The organism is Bifidobacterium favimelis (genome assembly GCF_037963085.1).
Lineage (GTDB): Bacteria > Actinomycetota > Actinomycetes > Actinomycetales > Bifidobacteriaceae > Bombiscardovia > Bombiscardovia favimelis.
The window spans coordinates 1,237,114-1,251,526 of the sequence record NZ_JBANDZ010000001.1 but is presented as its reverse complement, the minus strand read 5'-3'; the positions used below and the strand labels follow the sequence as shown (position 1 = coordinate 1,251,526).

The 14,413-nt window shown below is 64.7% G+C and carries 9 protein-coding genes; 6 read left to right on the top strand and 3 right to left on the bottom strand.

Going from position 1 to position 14,413, the window contains the following annotated elements:
• From V6584_RS05110 to V6584_RS05090, 5 genes are all read left to right on the top strand, one after another.
• Window positions 1-975: a carbohydrate ABC transporter permease gene (locus tag V6584_RS05110; protein WP_340469394.1), complete on the top strand. Its 975-nt coding sequence runs from the start codon at window positions 1-3 to the stop codon at window positions 973-975.
• Window positions 968-1,798 carry a carbohydrate ABC transporter permease gene (locus V6584_RS05105; protein ID WP_340469392.1) on the top strand — a complete coding sequence of 277 codons (831 nt, stop codon included), beginning with the start codon at window positions 968-970 and terminating at the stop codon, window positions 1,796-1,798. The genes V6584_RS05110 and V6584_RS05105 overlap by 8 nt, the downstream gene beginning before the upstream one ends.
• Window positions 1,799-1,933: 135 nt before the next feature.
• Window positions 1,934-4,531 (top strand): glycoside hydrolase family 31 protein, encoded by a 2,598-nt coding sequence (locus tag V6584_RS05100; RefSeq protein ID WP_340469391.1) that lies wholly within the window; start codon window positions 1,934-1,936, stop codon window positions 4,529-4,531.
• Window positions 4,532-4,589: 58 nt separating this feature from the next.
• Entirely contained in the window at window positions 4,590-5,690 is a 1,101-nt protein-coding gene (locus V6584_RS05095; RefSeq protein ID WP_340469765.1) for a LacI family DNA-binding transcriptional regulator, read from the top strand.
• A gap of 74 nt (window positions 5,691-5,764) precedes the next feature.
• Entirely contained in the window at window positions 5,765-9,052 is a 3,288-nt protein-coding gene (locus tag V6584_RS05090; protein ID WP_422678586.1) for a glycoside hydrolase family 2 TIM barrel-domain containing protein, read from the top strand.
• Between the two features lie 12 nt (window positions 9,053-9,064).
• Here V6584_RS05090 and V6584_RS05085 read toward each other — a convergent pair whose 3' ends face one another.
• Window positions 9,065-10,579 (bottom strand): xylulokinase, encoded by a 1,515-nt coding sequence (locus V6584_RS05085; RefSeq protein ID WP_340469388.1) that lies wholly within the window; start codon window positions 10,577-10,579, stop codon window positions 9,065-9,067.
• Window positions 10,580-10,860: 281 nt separating this feature from the next.
• Between V6584_RS05085 and V6584_RS05080 the strand changes: the two genes are divergently transcribed.
• Window positions 10,861-12,102, top strand: a complete 1,242-nt coding sequence (locus tag V6584_RS05080) for an ROK family protein (RefSeq protein WP_340469387.1) — start codon at window positions 10,861-10,863, stop codon at window positions 12,100-12,102.
• 102 nt (window positions 12,103-12,204) lie between these two features.
• Here the strand turns inward: V6584_RS05080 and V6584_RS05075 are convergent, their stop codons facing one another.
• Complete coding sequence (locus V6584_RS05075) at window positions 12,205-12,738, bottom strand: NUDIX hydrolase (RefSeq protein ID WP_340469386.1); 534 nt, start codon at window positions 12,736-12,738, stop codon at window positions 12,205-12,207.
• Window position 12,739: 1 nt separating this feature from the next.
• The gene (locus tag V6584_RS05070) at window positions 12,740-14,275 is read right to left on the bottom strand and encodes an aminopeptidase P family protein (RefSeq protein WP_340469764.1); all 1,536 of its coding nucleotides are present in this window, start codon (window positions 14,273-14,275) and stop codon (window positions 12,740-12,742) included.
• Window positions 14,276-14,413: the final 138 nt, after the last annotated feature.

The window sequence follows — 14,413 nt, the reverse complement described above, 5'->3', positions numbered from 1 at the left end:
ATGTCAATCGCAACCGAAACCGGTTCGGTGGGGCGCGCCGCAAGACGCGCCCTGGTCCCGGGCCCCTCAGGAGGCCCGCCGGAGAAGAAGATTCGCTCATCCCTGCATGACCAGCTGACGCCATGGCTCTATGTGGCCATTCCCATCATCTGGATCAGCGTCTTTTCCCTCATCCCCTTCTTCAACACCATCCGTCTTTCCTTCACGGATTCGACCATGTTGGTGCCGGGGAAGTTCATAGGTCTGGACAACTACAAGCGCATGATCCATGACCCGCACTTCATCAACGCCATAACCAACTCCTCCTTGTACGTGGTCTGCGTGGTCCCCTTCATGGTCCTCCTCCCGCTGATGCTGGCCGCACTGGTGGCCGAGAAGACCAGGATAATGGGATTCCTGCGCACGTCCTTCTATGTGCCGGTGGTCATGTCCAGCGTGGTCGTCGGCCTCATCTGGACCAACCTGCTGGATACGAAGGGGCTGATCAACAACCTCTTCAAGGCCCTGCACTGGATCTCCAAGCCGGTCCCCTTCCTGGTGGACCGCTGGCTCCTCTTGTTCAGCGCCATGCTGGTGACCATCTGGACGGGCCTGGGCTACTATATGATGATCTACCTGGCCTCGATCGCCAACATCGACCCCGGTCTCTATGAGGCCGCACAAATAGACGGTGCTGGCGGCATCAGGCAGTTCATACATGTCACCCTGCCGGGTTGCAGGTGGACCATGGTGCTGATCTCCCTCCTCTCGTCCATGTCAGCCTTCCGAGTCTTCGGCGAGATATACATGCTGACCAACGGCAGCGGTGGATTGGGCGGAGCCGACATCACCATGACCATGCTCATCAAGGACGAGGGCACCGGCATCAGTGCCCGGACAGGATACGCGGGCGCCATCGGCATGGTCATGTTCGTCGTCCTGGGAGTGTTGGTCCTGGTCCAGTGGTTCCTGGAAGCGAGGTCGGACGATGAATAAGCGATTGACACCGGGCAAGGTGGCCAAATTCCTGGTCCTCCTGCTCATGTTCTTCTTCCTTGCATGCCCCCTCATCTGGCAGCTTTCGCTCGCCTTCAAGGGGCCCAAGGACGACCTGTACGCCATCCCGCCATATGTCTGGCCGCATGACTTCACCCTGCAGAACTTCCCTGCAGTGTTCAAGCGTCTTCCCCTCTGGAGCTATGCGGCCAATACCCTGTTCGTGGCGGCCATCAACATCGTGGGGCAGATCGCGACCGGGACCATGGCAGGTTATGCCCTGGCCCTGCTCAAGTTCAAGGGGAGGAAACTGGTGGTTGGTTTCCTCTTCCTCTCCATGCTGATCCCCGGTGAGACGATTCTGGTCACCCAGTTCCTGATCATCAGGGCACTGGGGTTGCAGAACAGCCTCCTGGGTGTGGCCCTGCCCGGCATAGCCGGCGCGATGAACATACTCCTCTTCATCAACGCCTTCCGCGCCATCCCCCGAGACCTCATAGAGGCCGCGGAGGTCGACGGGGCTTCCAACTGGCAGCGCTTCTACATGATCTGCGCCCCCCAGGTCAAGGGGACCATGGCCCTGGTGGCCATCTTCTCCTTCATCGGCTCCTGGAACGACTTCCTCTGGCCCCTGGTGGTGCTCAGTGACGACACCCACTACACGCTGACCCTGGGGATGTCCCGCCTGCAGGGGACGTTCGTCAACGACCCCCGTCTGGTCGCCGCAGGGACGGTCATAGCCCTGGTCCCGGTGCTCCTGGTGTTCTTCGTATGCCAGAGGTACATATTCCAGGGTCTTGAGGTAGGCGGCATCAAGGAGTGATGTCGCATCGGCCGGCGCGCCACCATGCGCGCCGGTCCGCCCGGTGAAGGGCGGGCATACGTGCGGGACGGGTCTGTGACCCGTCCCGCACGTATGCAGCATGCATACGCAGTCGTTCTTGGCATAGGAGGTGCCATGGTCCAGGCAGGGCTTTTCTCCATGGAGGCCATGGGGGCGCGTCCCCGGATGAATCCTGAATGCACGGTCGTCGGCCAGGGTTGGCGCATAGGCATCCTGACGGACAGGCTGGTCAGGTTCGAATGGTCGGATGACGGCGTCTTCGTGGACGATGCCACCCCGTTTGCAATCGACCGGTGGTTCGACCCGCCGCCTTTCACTGTGCGCAAGGGCAGGGAGGGGTCGGTCAGCATCGAAACCGACCAGCTCGTCATCGACTACGACGGGAAGGCCTTCAGCCGGGAGGGGCTGAGCGTCCACCTGAAGCGGTCGGCTTCTGCGGACGCCACCTGGCACTATGGGGATCGTCAGTGCGGCAACCTGGGCGGCACGACGAGGACCCTGGACCAGGTCAACGGGTCGGTGAAGCTGGACCCGGGTCTGATCGCCAAGGACGGGTGGGCTCTGATCGACGACTCCAGGACGGACCTCATCCGCCGGGCGGACAGGGTGGCGGGCGAAGACAACCCCTTCGGCACCTGGGTGTTCGCCAAGACCAGCCCGTCCGAAGACCTGTATTTCTTCGGCTATGACCAGGACATAGGACAGGCGATCGACGACTACTGTCACCTGGCAGGTCCCACCCCCCTCCTGCCCCGGTTCGTCTTCGGCAACTGGTGGAGCCGGTACCATGCTTACTCCAGCGAGGAATACGAAGACCTTCTGGAGCGTTTCGACCGGGAGGGCATCCCCTTCACCGTGGCGGTCATCGACATGGACTGGCACCTGGTCGACATCGATCCCCGTTACGGCTCGGGCTGGACCGGTTACACATGGAACCGCGATCTCTTTCCCGACCCGCCCGCCTTCCTGGACTGGCTGCACCGGCACGGTCTGAAGACGACGCTCAGCCTGCATCCGAGGGATGGGGTCAGGGCGTTCGAGGACCGTTACGCGGATGCCGCGCGTGCGGCGGGGATCGACCCCGCCTCGGGCAGGACGGTCGACTTCGATGTCACCTCCCCCCGCAAGATGGCCGCCTATTTCGACTGCATCCTCCACCCCATGCAGGAGGAAGGCGTCGACTTCTGGTGGGTGGACTGGCAGCAGGGCTCAGTGGCCAGGCAGAAGGACCTGGACCCCCTCTGGCTTCTCAACCATCTGCATTATCTGGATTCGGCAGGGGGGCCGGGGTCCCGCCCCCTCACCTTCTCCCGGTATGCCGGCCCGGGGTCCCACCGTTATCCCATCGGTTTCTCCGGGGACACAATCGTGAGCTGGGAGAGTCTGAAATTCCAGCCATACTTCACCGCCATGGCCAGCAACATCGGTTACGGATGGTGGAGCCACGACATCGGCGGCCACATGTTCGGCTACAGGGATGAGGAGCTGCAAGCCCGCTGGTACCAGCTTGGGACCTTCAGCCCCATCTGCCGGCTCCATTCGACCTCGTCCCCCTTCAACGGGAAGGAGCCCTGGAACTTCCACGAACCCGCCAGGCAGGCCATGATCCGTGCCCTGAGGCTGAGGCATGCCCTCATTCCCTATCTGTACAGCATGAACCGCAGGGCCGCATATGAGAACCGGCCCCTGGTGGAACCCATGTACTGGAACTACCGGGGGGGCAACGTGCCCACCCAGTTCCAGTTCGGCACGGAGATGATCGTCTCGCCGGTCCTGGAGCCCAACGACAGGCAGGTCCAGCGGGGGAGGGCCGATGTCTGGTTTCCGCAGGGCCTCTGGTTCGATTGGAGCGACGGACGTCATTATGCTTCCCCCCTCGAGGGCGGCAGGACCATGCAGGTCTGGCGGGGACTGGACAGGGTGCCCGTCTTCTGCAGGGCCGGGGGGATCGTCCCCCTCCAGGACCTGGACGGGGCTGGGTCCGGTCCAGGCCGGCGGCTGAATTCGGTCGCCAACCCCGACTCCTTGACGGTGTGCATATTCCCCGGTGCGGACGGCCACTTCGTCCTGTGGGAGGACGATGGAGGGCCTCAGGACAGCGTGACCTGGGTCCGCACGGACCTTGTGCTCAACTGGCGGTCCGGTCGGAGGTCATTCGTCATCGGACCGGCCCGGCTGGAAGGGGGGAGAGCCGCCGATGGGGGCCGGGGGGAGTCCGCAGCAGGAGGAGACGGGCTTTCGGGAGGTGAAGGTGGGCCGTCGCTTGGGGACGTGATCCCTGGGATGCGCAGGTGGAGGCTGCGCCTGCGGGGGGTCGACCCCCTGGGTTCCGACCAGGTGCGGGTGACCGTGGACGGGGAGGAGGTGGCTCCGGCTGTCTCCTATGACAGGGAGACCCTGACCCTCACGGTGGACCTGGGGCGCAGGCCTTGTGGGGCCCGGATCGAAGTCGGATTCCTGGCCCCCTTGGAGGTGGCGGAAAACCCGACATCCGAGGATGTCTTCTCCCTCCTCCAGGACGCTCAGATGCTCTATTTCACCAAGGAGAAAGCCTGGCAGGAGGTGCAGAGGCAGGGAGGGGCGGCCCTGCCCTCCCTGCTCACCATGGAAATGCCTCCTGGCGATTACGGGGAGCCGGCATGGTTCAGTTCGCACATGCCGTCATCGGTGATCGGGGCCATGGTCGAAATCCTTTCCAGGGATCAACGATGAGAGACCAAACCCGCAGGTATAGTGGTCGGAGGTATTCGCTTTGGGAGTGGAGCAGCAGATGAACGAGCTGGAACCGGCGGAGGAGGGGGGACAGCAGCCACCCCCTCCGGACCGGGTTCGGGTGAGTCTGAAAGACATCGCCAACGAGCTGGGCATATCCCAGACCGCCGTCTCCTTCGCCATCAACGACAAGCCGGGGGTTTCGAAGAAGACGAAGAAAAGGGTGAAGGAGACGGCGGCCCGGCTGGGGTGGAGTCCGGTCTATGCGGCCCAGGCCCTGGGTTCCTCCCGCACCATGACCGTCGGCTTCGCACCCGCCCGCTCCATGGACGCCTTCCAGACCGAGAATTTCATGCTCCACTTCATGGCCGGGATTCATGCTTCATTGAGCGACAAGGGCTACGGCCTCCTCTTCCGACCATGCGCCAGTCTCGATGAGGAGTTGGCCACATACATGGACTGGTCCAGACGCAAGCGGGTGGACGGGGTGGTCCTGGTTGACCTCCTGGCCGACGACCCACGGCCGGCCCTCCTGCGTGGACTGGGCATGCCGGCCGTCCTCGCGGGAGGGCCTGATCCCGAAAACAACCTGCCCTCCCTGTCCATCGATGATTCGCGGACGATGACGACCATACTGAAACATCTCAGCAAGCGCGGGCATACACACATCGCCTACCTGTCGGGTGACGGCAACCTGGACTACAGCAAGGCCAGGGTCTCCTCCTTCCGCCTGTTCGCCCGCCAGCACGGGTTGGATTCCACCGACGTGGAATTCACGGATTTCGACCCCGACCGTGCCGCCGACATGACGCGCAGGCTCAGCGGGGGGCCGAACCCCTTCACGGCCTTCATCTACGAGAACGAGATACTCGCGGCCGCCAGCCTGCGCTCGCTGATCCAGGCGGGCGGGGAGGGCTCCCCCCTGCCGGCCATCGTCAGTTTCGAAGACAGTTTCATCTGCCAGTCGACCTGTCCCACCATCACCTCCGTCCACCGTGATGCCGGCCTGTACGGCACCAAGGTGGCGAATCTCCTGCTCAAGATCTTCCAAGGGGCGGTCGTCAGCGGGAACCGGAGGATACTGACCCCCCGTCTGGTCATCCGCGAAAGCACCGCAAGCGTCGTGCCAGAGCCGGTCAAAGTCCCCCTCCAGGTCTGAGTGCAGGCCCATGCCCTCGGCGGGCAGGTCGGTCCGGGCAAGTCTGGCCCCGCCCCTGTCTATCATGAATGCGTGTGGCCGGTCTTGAGGGCCGGCAGCCCTACCCCGCCAAGGAAGATGGAGCCATGTTCATTAAGCCCTTTTACGAAGACACTCAAACCCTGCATGTGGGGACGGTGCCCAGCCGTGCCTATTTCATTCCCGCCTCCATCCCCATGGACGTCAGGGGGGACCTGAGACGGGGGTCGGACCGCTTCCTCGACCTGGACGGGTCCTGGTCGTTCAGGTACTTCGAGAGCATCTATGATCTGGACGAGGAGGTGGAAGAGGCCCGGCAGGAGGGGGACGGGGCTTTTTGCGACGGCGGTTTCGGCCCGCAGGCGGACGGCCGGGACGTCTGGAGCCCCATGGATGTCCCATCCGTCTGGCAGACGCAGGGCTACGACAACAACCAGTACACCAACTACGAGTACCCATTCCCCTTCGACCCCCCGCGTGTGCCCAAGGACGACCCCTGCGGCGTTTACCTGCGCGACTTTGACTACAGGACCGAGCGCTGCGCCCCCAGGGCCTTCCTGAATTTCGAGGGGGTGGACTCCTGCTTCTATGTCTGGCTGAACGGACACTTCGTCGGGTACAGCCAGGTCTCCCATTCGACCAGCGAATTCGAACTGACCCACCTGCTCAGGGAGGGGGGCAACCAGCTTGCCGTCCTGGTGCTCAAATGGTGTGACGGAAGCTATCTGGAAGACCAGGACAAGTTCAGGATGAGCGGGATATTCCGGGACGTGTACATCCTGCGCCGGCCGACCGTGTCAATCAGGGATTACTTCGTGCACACCGACCTGTCCGACGGCATGGACAAGGCTAGGCTGTCGGTCGATGCCGACCTGGAGGCCGCCGGCGGCGACGGGGGTCCCGTCAGGGTCGAAGCGAGGCTCTATGATCCCTCCGGCCGCCAGGTCGGCCTGGACTGCAGCCAGGTTCAGGTCGAGGATCCACCATCCGGGGCGGGGACCACGACCCTTTCCATGGAGGTCCGCGACCCCATCCTGTGGAATGCCGAAGAACCCGAACTCTACCGGCTGGAACTGCTCTTGGACCTGGGGGCCGGCCGATCGGAGACCATAACCGATTACATAGGCATACGACGGGTCGACGTGGACGGGCAGGTGGTCAAGGTCAACGGCCGCCCGATCAAGATCCATGGGGTCAACAGGCATGACGGGGACCCGGTGACGGGTTTCGCCATCGACCAGGGGCAGATGATGCGTGACCTGACACTGATGAAGGAGCACAACGTCAACGCCATCCGCACCTCCCACTACCCCAACGCCCCTCAGTATTACTCCCTCTTCGACAGGCTGGGCTTCTACGTGATCGCCGAGGCGGACATGGAATCCCACGGCGTCGAATCCCTCTACCGGGAGGAGGGGGAGCGTCAGGAGGACCACTGGAACGGTCTCATCTCCGACGACCCCGCCTTCACCGGGGCCATCGTGGACCGGGTGCAGCGCAGCGTCGAACGTGACAAGAACCATCCATGCATCATCATCTGGTCCATGGGCAACGAGAGCGGGTACGGCTGTGGTTTCGAGGCGGCCCTGGCCTGGACCAAGGGGAGGGACCCCTCCCGTCTGACGCATTACGAGTCGGCCATCAACGGCTCGCCGCGCACCGATCTGGACTATTCAAACCTGGACCTCTTCTCGCGCATGTATCCTTCGATCCGGCAGATCGAAGACTACTTCACCCCCGAAGGGCCTCACGGCACCAGCCGGAACGGCGATGACGGCGACGGGGGTCGACGCCCATACTTCCTCTGCGAGTTCTGTCATGCCATGGGTTTGGGGCCGGGCGACCTGGAGGACTACTTCAAGGTGATCCAGAAGCACCCGGGCATTCTTGGGGGCTGCATCTGGGAATGGGCCGACCATGCCATCTACCAGGGGAGGGACCTGGAGGGCCACCAGGTCTACACCTATGGCGGTGACCACGGGGAGTTCCCGCATGCCGGGAATTTCTGCATGGACGGGCTGGTCTACCCCGACCGCCGCCCCCATACCGGGCTGATGGAGTTCAAGAACGTCTACAGGCCTGCCAGGGTGGTCTCCTTCGACCGTGACAGGATGACCCTGCGCCTGCACAACTATATGGACTTCCGTTATCTGGACGATTACCTGACGGTTTCCTGGGCCCTGCTGAAAGACGGTGAAACGGTTGACAGGGGCCGTCTGGACGGGGCGGGCCTGAGGGCCGCCCTCCACATAGCCCCCCATGAGGAGGGAGATGTGGCCCTGCCCTCCATCGACTGGCCTGAGAAGGGGAAGGTGACCCTCCTGGTCCGATATGCCCTCAAGGAGGGCAGCCAGGTCCTCCCCAAGGGGCACCCCCTGGGCTTCGATGAGTTGGGGGCCGCGGAGCTGGGCCTGGAGGCCCGCCCCAACGGGCTGGTGAGGACGGTCATCGCCTCCGGCGACCGTGGCAGGGGGGCCGGACTGCCGCCCCGCGTCCACGAGAGCGCCCGCTGCTTCGACGTCGAGGGGGAGGGGTGGCGTTATCTGTTCGACAGGCGCACCGGCATGTTCGATTCAATCGACGTCTCCGGAAGGCCGATCCTGGACAGGCCCATGGAGGTGAATACCTGGCGGGCGCCGACGGATAACGACCAGGGGGTCAAGGGCGAGTGGAGGCGGGCCCATTACGACCGGACCACCACCAGGGCCCTCTCCTCCTCCTGTCGGGTGGACCCCGCCAGGTCCCGGGTCACCATCGAGTGCGACCTGGAGATGGTCTCACCGATCATACAACCGGCGGGCAGGATCAAGCTGACCTGGACGATAACCCCCGCAGGCGGTTTGGACGCAAGGATGGAGGTCAGGCGGGACCCGGCCTTCCCCCCTCTGCCCAGATTCGGCCTGCGCCTCTTCCTGCCCAAGGGGATGGAGAGGGTGACCTACTGCGGCTATGGACCGTATGAGAGCTACCGTGACCTTCACCGGGCCAGCAGGTACGGTGTCTTCTCCGGCACGGCCCGGGGGTCCGTGGAGCACTACCTCAGGCCCCAGGAGAACGGATCTCACTGGGGCTGTGACTACGTGATGGTGGAGGACTCCTTCACCGCCCTCCAGGCGGTCGCAGACAGCCCCTTCTCCTTCAACTGCTCGCCCTACAGCCAGGAGGAGCTGACGGCCAGGGGGCATGACTGCGACCTGGCCGAGGACCCCTCGACCGTCCTCTGCCTGGATTGGGCTCAGGCTGGCATCGGCTCCAACAGTTGCGGACCGGCGCTTGCCCCCGAGTACCGCCTGGACGACCAGGCCTTCACCTTCGGGGTCCACCTGCGCTTCCAGGCCAAGTAGGCCGGTCGGTCCTCACCCCCGCCAACGGGCGTACTGCTCGTAAACCCGGGGGGTCTCCCGGCCGGTCAGGGTGGTCTCTATCTCGACCGGCCAGGCGGGGGGCTCCTGCCCGCCGGTAAGGGTCCAGGCCGCCTGACGGGCGGCCCCTATGGCCACGTACTCGTCGATTCTAGGCAGCTCCACATCCATCCCCAGAATCTGTGGGGCATAGGCCCGTACGGCCTGGGACTTCGCCCCTCCTCCTACCAGGAGGAGACGTTTGACGTCCGTTCCCAGGCGGCGCAGGAGCTCCAGGCAATCCCGTTGTGAGCACAGGAGGCCTTCGACGAAGGCCCTGGCCAGGTTGGGTCGGGTCGTGTTCTCCAGGGAGAGGCCGTTGATGCTGGCCCTGGCTCCGGGCCTGTTGGGTGTCCTCTCGCCATCGAAGTAGGGGACCAGGGTGACCCCCTGGGCGCCGGGGGTGGATTGATCGGCCAGTTGTGCCAGTCCGTCGTAGTCCACACCGAGGGCATGACGGCCTGCATCCAGAATCCGTGAGGCGTTGATCGTGCAGGCAAGGGGCAACCAGTGGCCGGTCGCGTCTGCGAAGCCGGTGACCGAGGCGGTCATGTCATAGGCGGGGACGGGGCTGACGGCCGCGGCCACACCCGAGGTCCCCAGGGAGATGGAGACATCGCCCACCTGCATGGACAGGCCCAGGGCGGTCATGGCGTTGTCGCCCCCGCCCGGGGCGATCAGGCAGCCACCTGGCACATCCCGGCCGGCGAAGCGGGGGTCGGCCTTGAGAAGGGTCTGCTTCGGTGCCAGGACGCGTGGGAGTATGACCTCCCCGGCCATCCCATCCGGCAGGGCCAGGGCCAGGAGGTCCCGCCGGTAGGAATTGGCCGCTGAGTCGTAGTATCCCGTCCCCGAAGCGTCGGAACGGTCCGTGCAGAGGTCCTCCAGACCTGGCCGGTCGCCGGGGCGTGAGGCCGGGCCGTGTCCGGCGATGCACCAGCCCAGCCAGTCGTGGGGCAGGCAGATGGCGGCTATGGATCCGGCCTTTTCCGGCTCGTGTTCACGGACCCAATCCACCTTGGTGATTGTCAGCGAGGCGACGGGGGAGGAGCCGACGGCCCTGACCCACCGCTGCCTCCCCCTCATCACCGGATCGGCATCCAGGTCGGAGGCTCCCGGTTCCGCCGGGTCCACAGGGTCCTGGCCCAGCACCCCGATCAGCCTGTCGGCATTGGGGGCGGACCTGGTGTCGTTCCACAGGAGGGCCGGGCGGATCACCCTGCCCTCCCTGTCCAGGAGGACCATGCCGTGTTGCTGCCCGCCGACGGCCAGGGCGGAGACGTCGTCCAGCCCACCGGCCTCCTTGCTGGCCTGGAGGAAGGCCTCCCACCAGGCCTGCGGATCCACGCTTGTCCCGTCGGGATGGGGGGCCTTGCCGAACCTGACCAGGCGGCCCGTCAGGGCATCGGTCACCCTCACCTTGCAGGATTGGGTGGATGTGTCCACCCCAGCCACGAGAACCCTTGCCATGTCAACCTCCATCGTCTTCCACAGTATCGGAACAGCACCGGCCCTCTGCCTGCCGCAGCCGGCAGTCGGCCTGGGCGGCGGCCGGATGGGCGGCGGCCCAGGGCGCCCTGGGCGCACATCTTCATCCTACACTCATCATTAGATGGTTGAACTAAATACGGGCGGGGCCAGTTCCACCGGTCTTGTACCATTTGGCTCCCATCCGTGAGAGTATGAGGGAACACCAAGCGATAGATGAAGAGACCGCAAAAGGCGGCCGCCCGTGAATAAGGGAGATTTACATGGCCTCGTTGCGCAGCATAAATCAGGAAGATCTGAGAAACCATAACCTCTCGGTGATCATCGACACCATCCTGCGCTCGTCCAGTCCCCTCTCCCGAGCCGACCTGGCAAAGGCCACGGGGTTGACCAAGGCGACCATGTCCCTCCTGGGCGCCATGCTGCTGGACAACCAGGTGGTCAGGGAGATGCAGCCTGATTCCAGCCAGTCCACATACGGACGCCCCAGCACCCCCTTCACGGTGGCCCACGGCCGGTGGGCAGGCATAGGCCTGCAGATAAACACGGATGGATACGGTTGCATGGCGCTGGACCTGGACGGGACCGTCATCGACTCCAGGTGGGAGGACGACGACATGCGGGAGACGGACCCTGACGACATCTTCGCCCGTCTGGATGCCATCAGCGGCCCGATCGAGGAAGACCTCAGGCGGAAGGGGTACCGGACGGTCGGTTCCGGTCTGGCCCTGCCCGGCCTGGTGGCCGACGGCAGGGAGCTGCTCATGGCCAGGAACCTGGGTTGGGGGCAATTGAAACTGGAACGCTTCGACCTCTTCCGCCGGCTGGGTCCCGTCGCCGGCAACGAGGCCAGGATGGCCGCCCTGGCCCAGATACCCGGTTATGCCACCCAGAGGCCGGTCGGGGGAGGGGACAGCCGGCTTTCACCGACCGACTCCTTCATCTACATCTCGACCGACATAGGCATCGGCGGAGCCGTCGTCAAGAGGGGGACCGTCGATGTGGGCGACCACGGCTTCGCGGGGGAATTAGGCCACGTCTCGGTCGATCTGAACGGTCCCACCTGCCGTTGCGGAAGGCGGGGGTGCCTGGAGACCTATGCGGGCCGCCGGGCCCTGGTCGAGGCCGCCGACATAGTCACCGGCGCCAGGGCCGTCAGCCCCAGGGCCGCCGACGAGCTCTACCGCCGCTGGGAGGCGGGTGACCCGGGAGCGGTTGACGCCATCGACCGGGGCCTGGACGCCATGATCTCGGTCATGGCATCGGCCATCAACACCGTTGATGTGGACACGGTCATCCTGGGAGGTTTCTGGTCCAACTTCGGAGGGAACCTGGCCCAGCGTCTGGAGGACCGTCTGACCCAGTTGGTCCTGGGCAGACAGGCCGTGAAGGTGAGGGTTCTCATGCCCTCCGTGGCCGAGTACCCCGCCCTCAGGGGGGCCGCCGAGGTGGGCCTGAGAAAGTTCATCGACAACCCGCTGACCTTCTTCGGGCAGGGGGTCTGAAGGGTCTGCGCATGGCCCGACCCTGTCCGAACCAGGCCGGGTGCTTCCGCCGGGACGGGGTGCGGTCCCGCCCTCCTGGCAGGCGGTGGGGCAGGACCGCCCTCAGGAGACGGCAGGGCCCTCGATGCCTTCGAACATGAACAGGGCGTGGTTGTCCCCGTCCTCGGACCGTTCCCTGTAGCGGTGGATCCTGGCTATCTGTTCGACGGTCGACCAGGCCAGGGGCTGGGGGAGTTCCTTGGGTTGGAACCAGCCGACGGACAGGCTCTCGTCATCGTTGACGAAGGGGTCCTGGTTCCCATAGGGGTCGGGCCGGCAGATGAAGAGGTGATCCATGAACATGGTCTGGTCGCCGTTGTCGTAGACGACAGGCTCGGTGGAGGAGGTGACGGCCACCAGATCGGTCACCAGGACGTCCACGCCGGTCTCCTCCTTCACCTCCCGGGCGGCTGTGTCCGCAGGCTGCTCGCCCGGCTCGTTGATCCCGCAAACCATGGCCCATTGGCCGCTGTCGGACCTGCGCCCGAGGAGGAGGCGGCCCCGGCCATCCTCCACATAGGCGCTGACCCCGCTCAGCCAGAGGAGGTCATGTCCGATGGAACGGCGGAGTTTCAGGATGAAGTCGGGCGTGGTCATGTCAGCTCCGTGCCTGACGCGCCATCCAGGCCTCCACCTCGTCCGGTGTCTTGGGGATGGCCTTGGAAAGCCACTCAGGACCCTGGTCGGTCATCAGGATGTCATCCTCGATGCGCACCCCGATGCCCCTGAACTCCTCGGGGACCAGGAGGTCGTTCTCCTTGAAGTAGAGGCCCGGCTCGATCGTGAAGATCATCCCCGGGGTGATGGCGGCCCCCTGATAGGACTCGTACCGGGCCTCGGCACAGTCGTGCACATCCAGTCCCAGGTGGTGCGCACAGCCGCAGGCGTGCCAGCGGCGGTGTTGCTGACCCTGGGGTGAGAGGGACTCCTCCACGCTCACCTTGAGGATACCCCACTCGTGCAGGGCCTCGGCCAGGACCCTCATGACCGCGTGGTGGATGTCCGAATACGTGGCCCCGGGCCGGGCGGCCTCGAAGCCGGCCTGCTGGGCCTTGAGGACGGTCTCGTATATCCTGCGCTGGAGGGGGGTGAACTTTCCGCCCACCGGGAAGGTGCGGGTTATGTCGGCCGTGTAGAGGCTGTTGACCTCCACCCCGGCATCGATAAGGAGGAGATCGCCCTGGTTGACGGTGCCGTTGTTCCTCATCCAGTGGAGGATGGGGGCGTGGCTGCCGGAGGCGATGATCGACCCGTAGCCCACGTCGTTGCCCTCTTCACGGGCGTTCGAATTGAAGGCCCCCTCCAACATCCTCTCGGAGCGAGGCTTGCCGACCACGTCGGGCAGGCGGGACAGGATCCGGTCGAATCCGTCCTTGGTCGCCGCGATGGCCTTGCGCATCTCCGCCACCTCGTAGGAATCCTTGAGCATACGGGCCTCGGAGGTGAATTCGATGAACTTGTCGTCCGCCGCCTCGTTCTGATCAGGCCCGCCGATTCCCTTTGCCTTGCGGACCGAGTCGACCAGGGCGGTCACCTCCGGGTCCGTGTAGCGGATGACCCTCAGGCGCACGGCCCCGTCGTCCGGGCCCGCATCGAGCGAGATGGCCTCCTTGAAGGTGGCGATGTCCCGGGTGGGGATGCCCGTCATCGTTGCCAGCTCGTCCAGGCCGGCCCGGGGACCCACCCAATATTCACCGTACTGGGCGGAACGGTAGTAGTCCTGGGTGCTTTGGTCGGCCCGGGGGTGGACGAAGAGGAGGGGGAGATGGGTCTTGCCCCCCTTGGCTTCCGGACTGTCGGGGGCGACCGGGTCCAGGACCAGTATGGCTCCAGGCTCATAGTCCTCCCCCAGGCCCGTGTAATAGGCGAAGGTCGTGTCGGGCCGGTAGGGGTAGTCGTCGTCGTTGTTGCGGGTCTTGTACCCTCCAGCGGGGATTATCAGGCGTTCACCGGGGAAGCGTTCGCCCAGCTCGGCCAGGCGCCGCCCGATGTACCTGCTGGACTCCAAAGGTTCCACAGGTTCCACCCTGGGTTCCTGGGAACCCCACCCGGTGGTCATGAACTTCTGGAAGGAGGCCGAATTGGGTCTCAGAGTGCGGTTGTTGACCCGATCCTGCATGTCCTGCTCGTCGATGTCAACATAACGGCTGCCGCTGCCGTCCTTCTGGTTCCCGGTCGTAACGCTCAAATGAATCCTGCCTCCTTGACATTGTGGAGATGCGCCTGTCTTCCCCACGCCGCAGGCGGTCGAATGACCGTCCCTCCGGGTCGG

Excerpts from the sequence above, each read along its gene's own strand:
- V6584_RS05095 (WP_340469765.1), top strand. The coding sequence starts at position 4,590 with ATGAACGAGCTGGAACCGGCGGAGGAGGGGGGACAGCAGCCACCCCCT.
- V6584_RS05075 (WP_340469386.1), bottom strand. The coding sequence starts at position 12,738 with ATGACCACGCCCGACTTCATCCTGAAACTCCGCCGTTCCATCGGACAT.
- V6584_RS05105 (WP_340469392.1), top strand. The coding sequence starts at position 968 with ATGAATAAGCGATTGACACCGGGCAAGGTGGCCAAATTCCTGGTCCTC.
- V6584_RS05085 (WP_340469388.1), bottom strand. The coding sequence starts at position 10,579 with ATGGCAAGGGTTCTCGTGGCTGGGGTGGACACATCCACCCAATCCTGC.
- V6584_RS05100 (WP_340469391.1), top strand. The coding sequence starts at position 1,934 with ATGGTCCAGGCAGGGCTTTTCTCCATGGAGGCCATGGGGGCGCGTCCC.
- V6584_RS05110 (WP_340469394.1), top strand. The coding sequence starts at position 1 with ATGTCAATCGCAACCGAAACCGGTTCGGTGGGGCGCGCCGCAAGACGC.
- V6584_RS05080 (WP_340469387.1), top strand. The coding sequence starts at position 10,861 with ATGGCCTCGTTGCGCAGCATAAATCAGGAAGATCTGAGAAACCATAAC.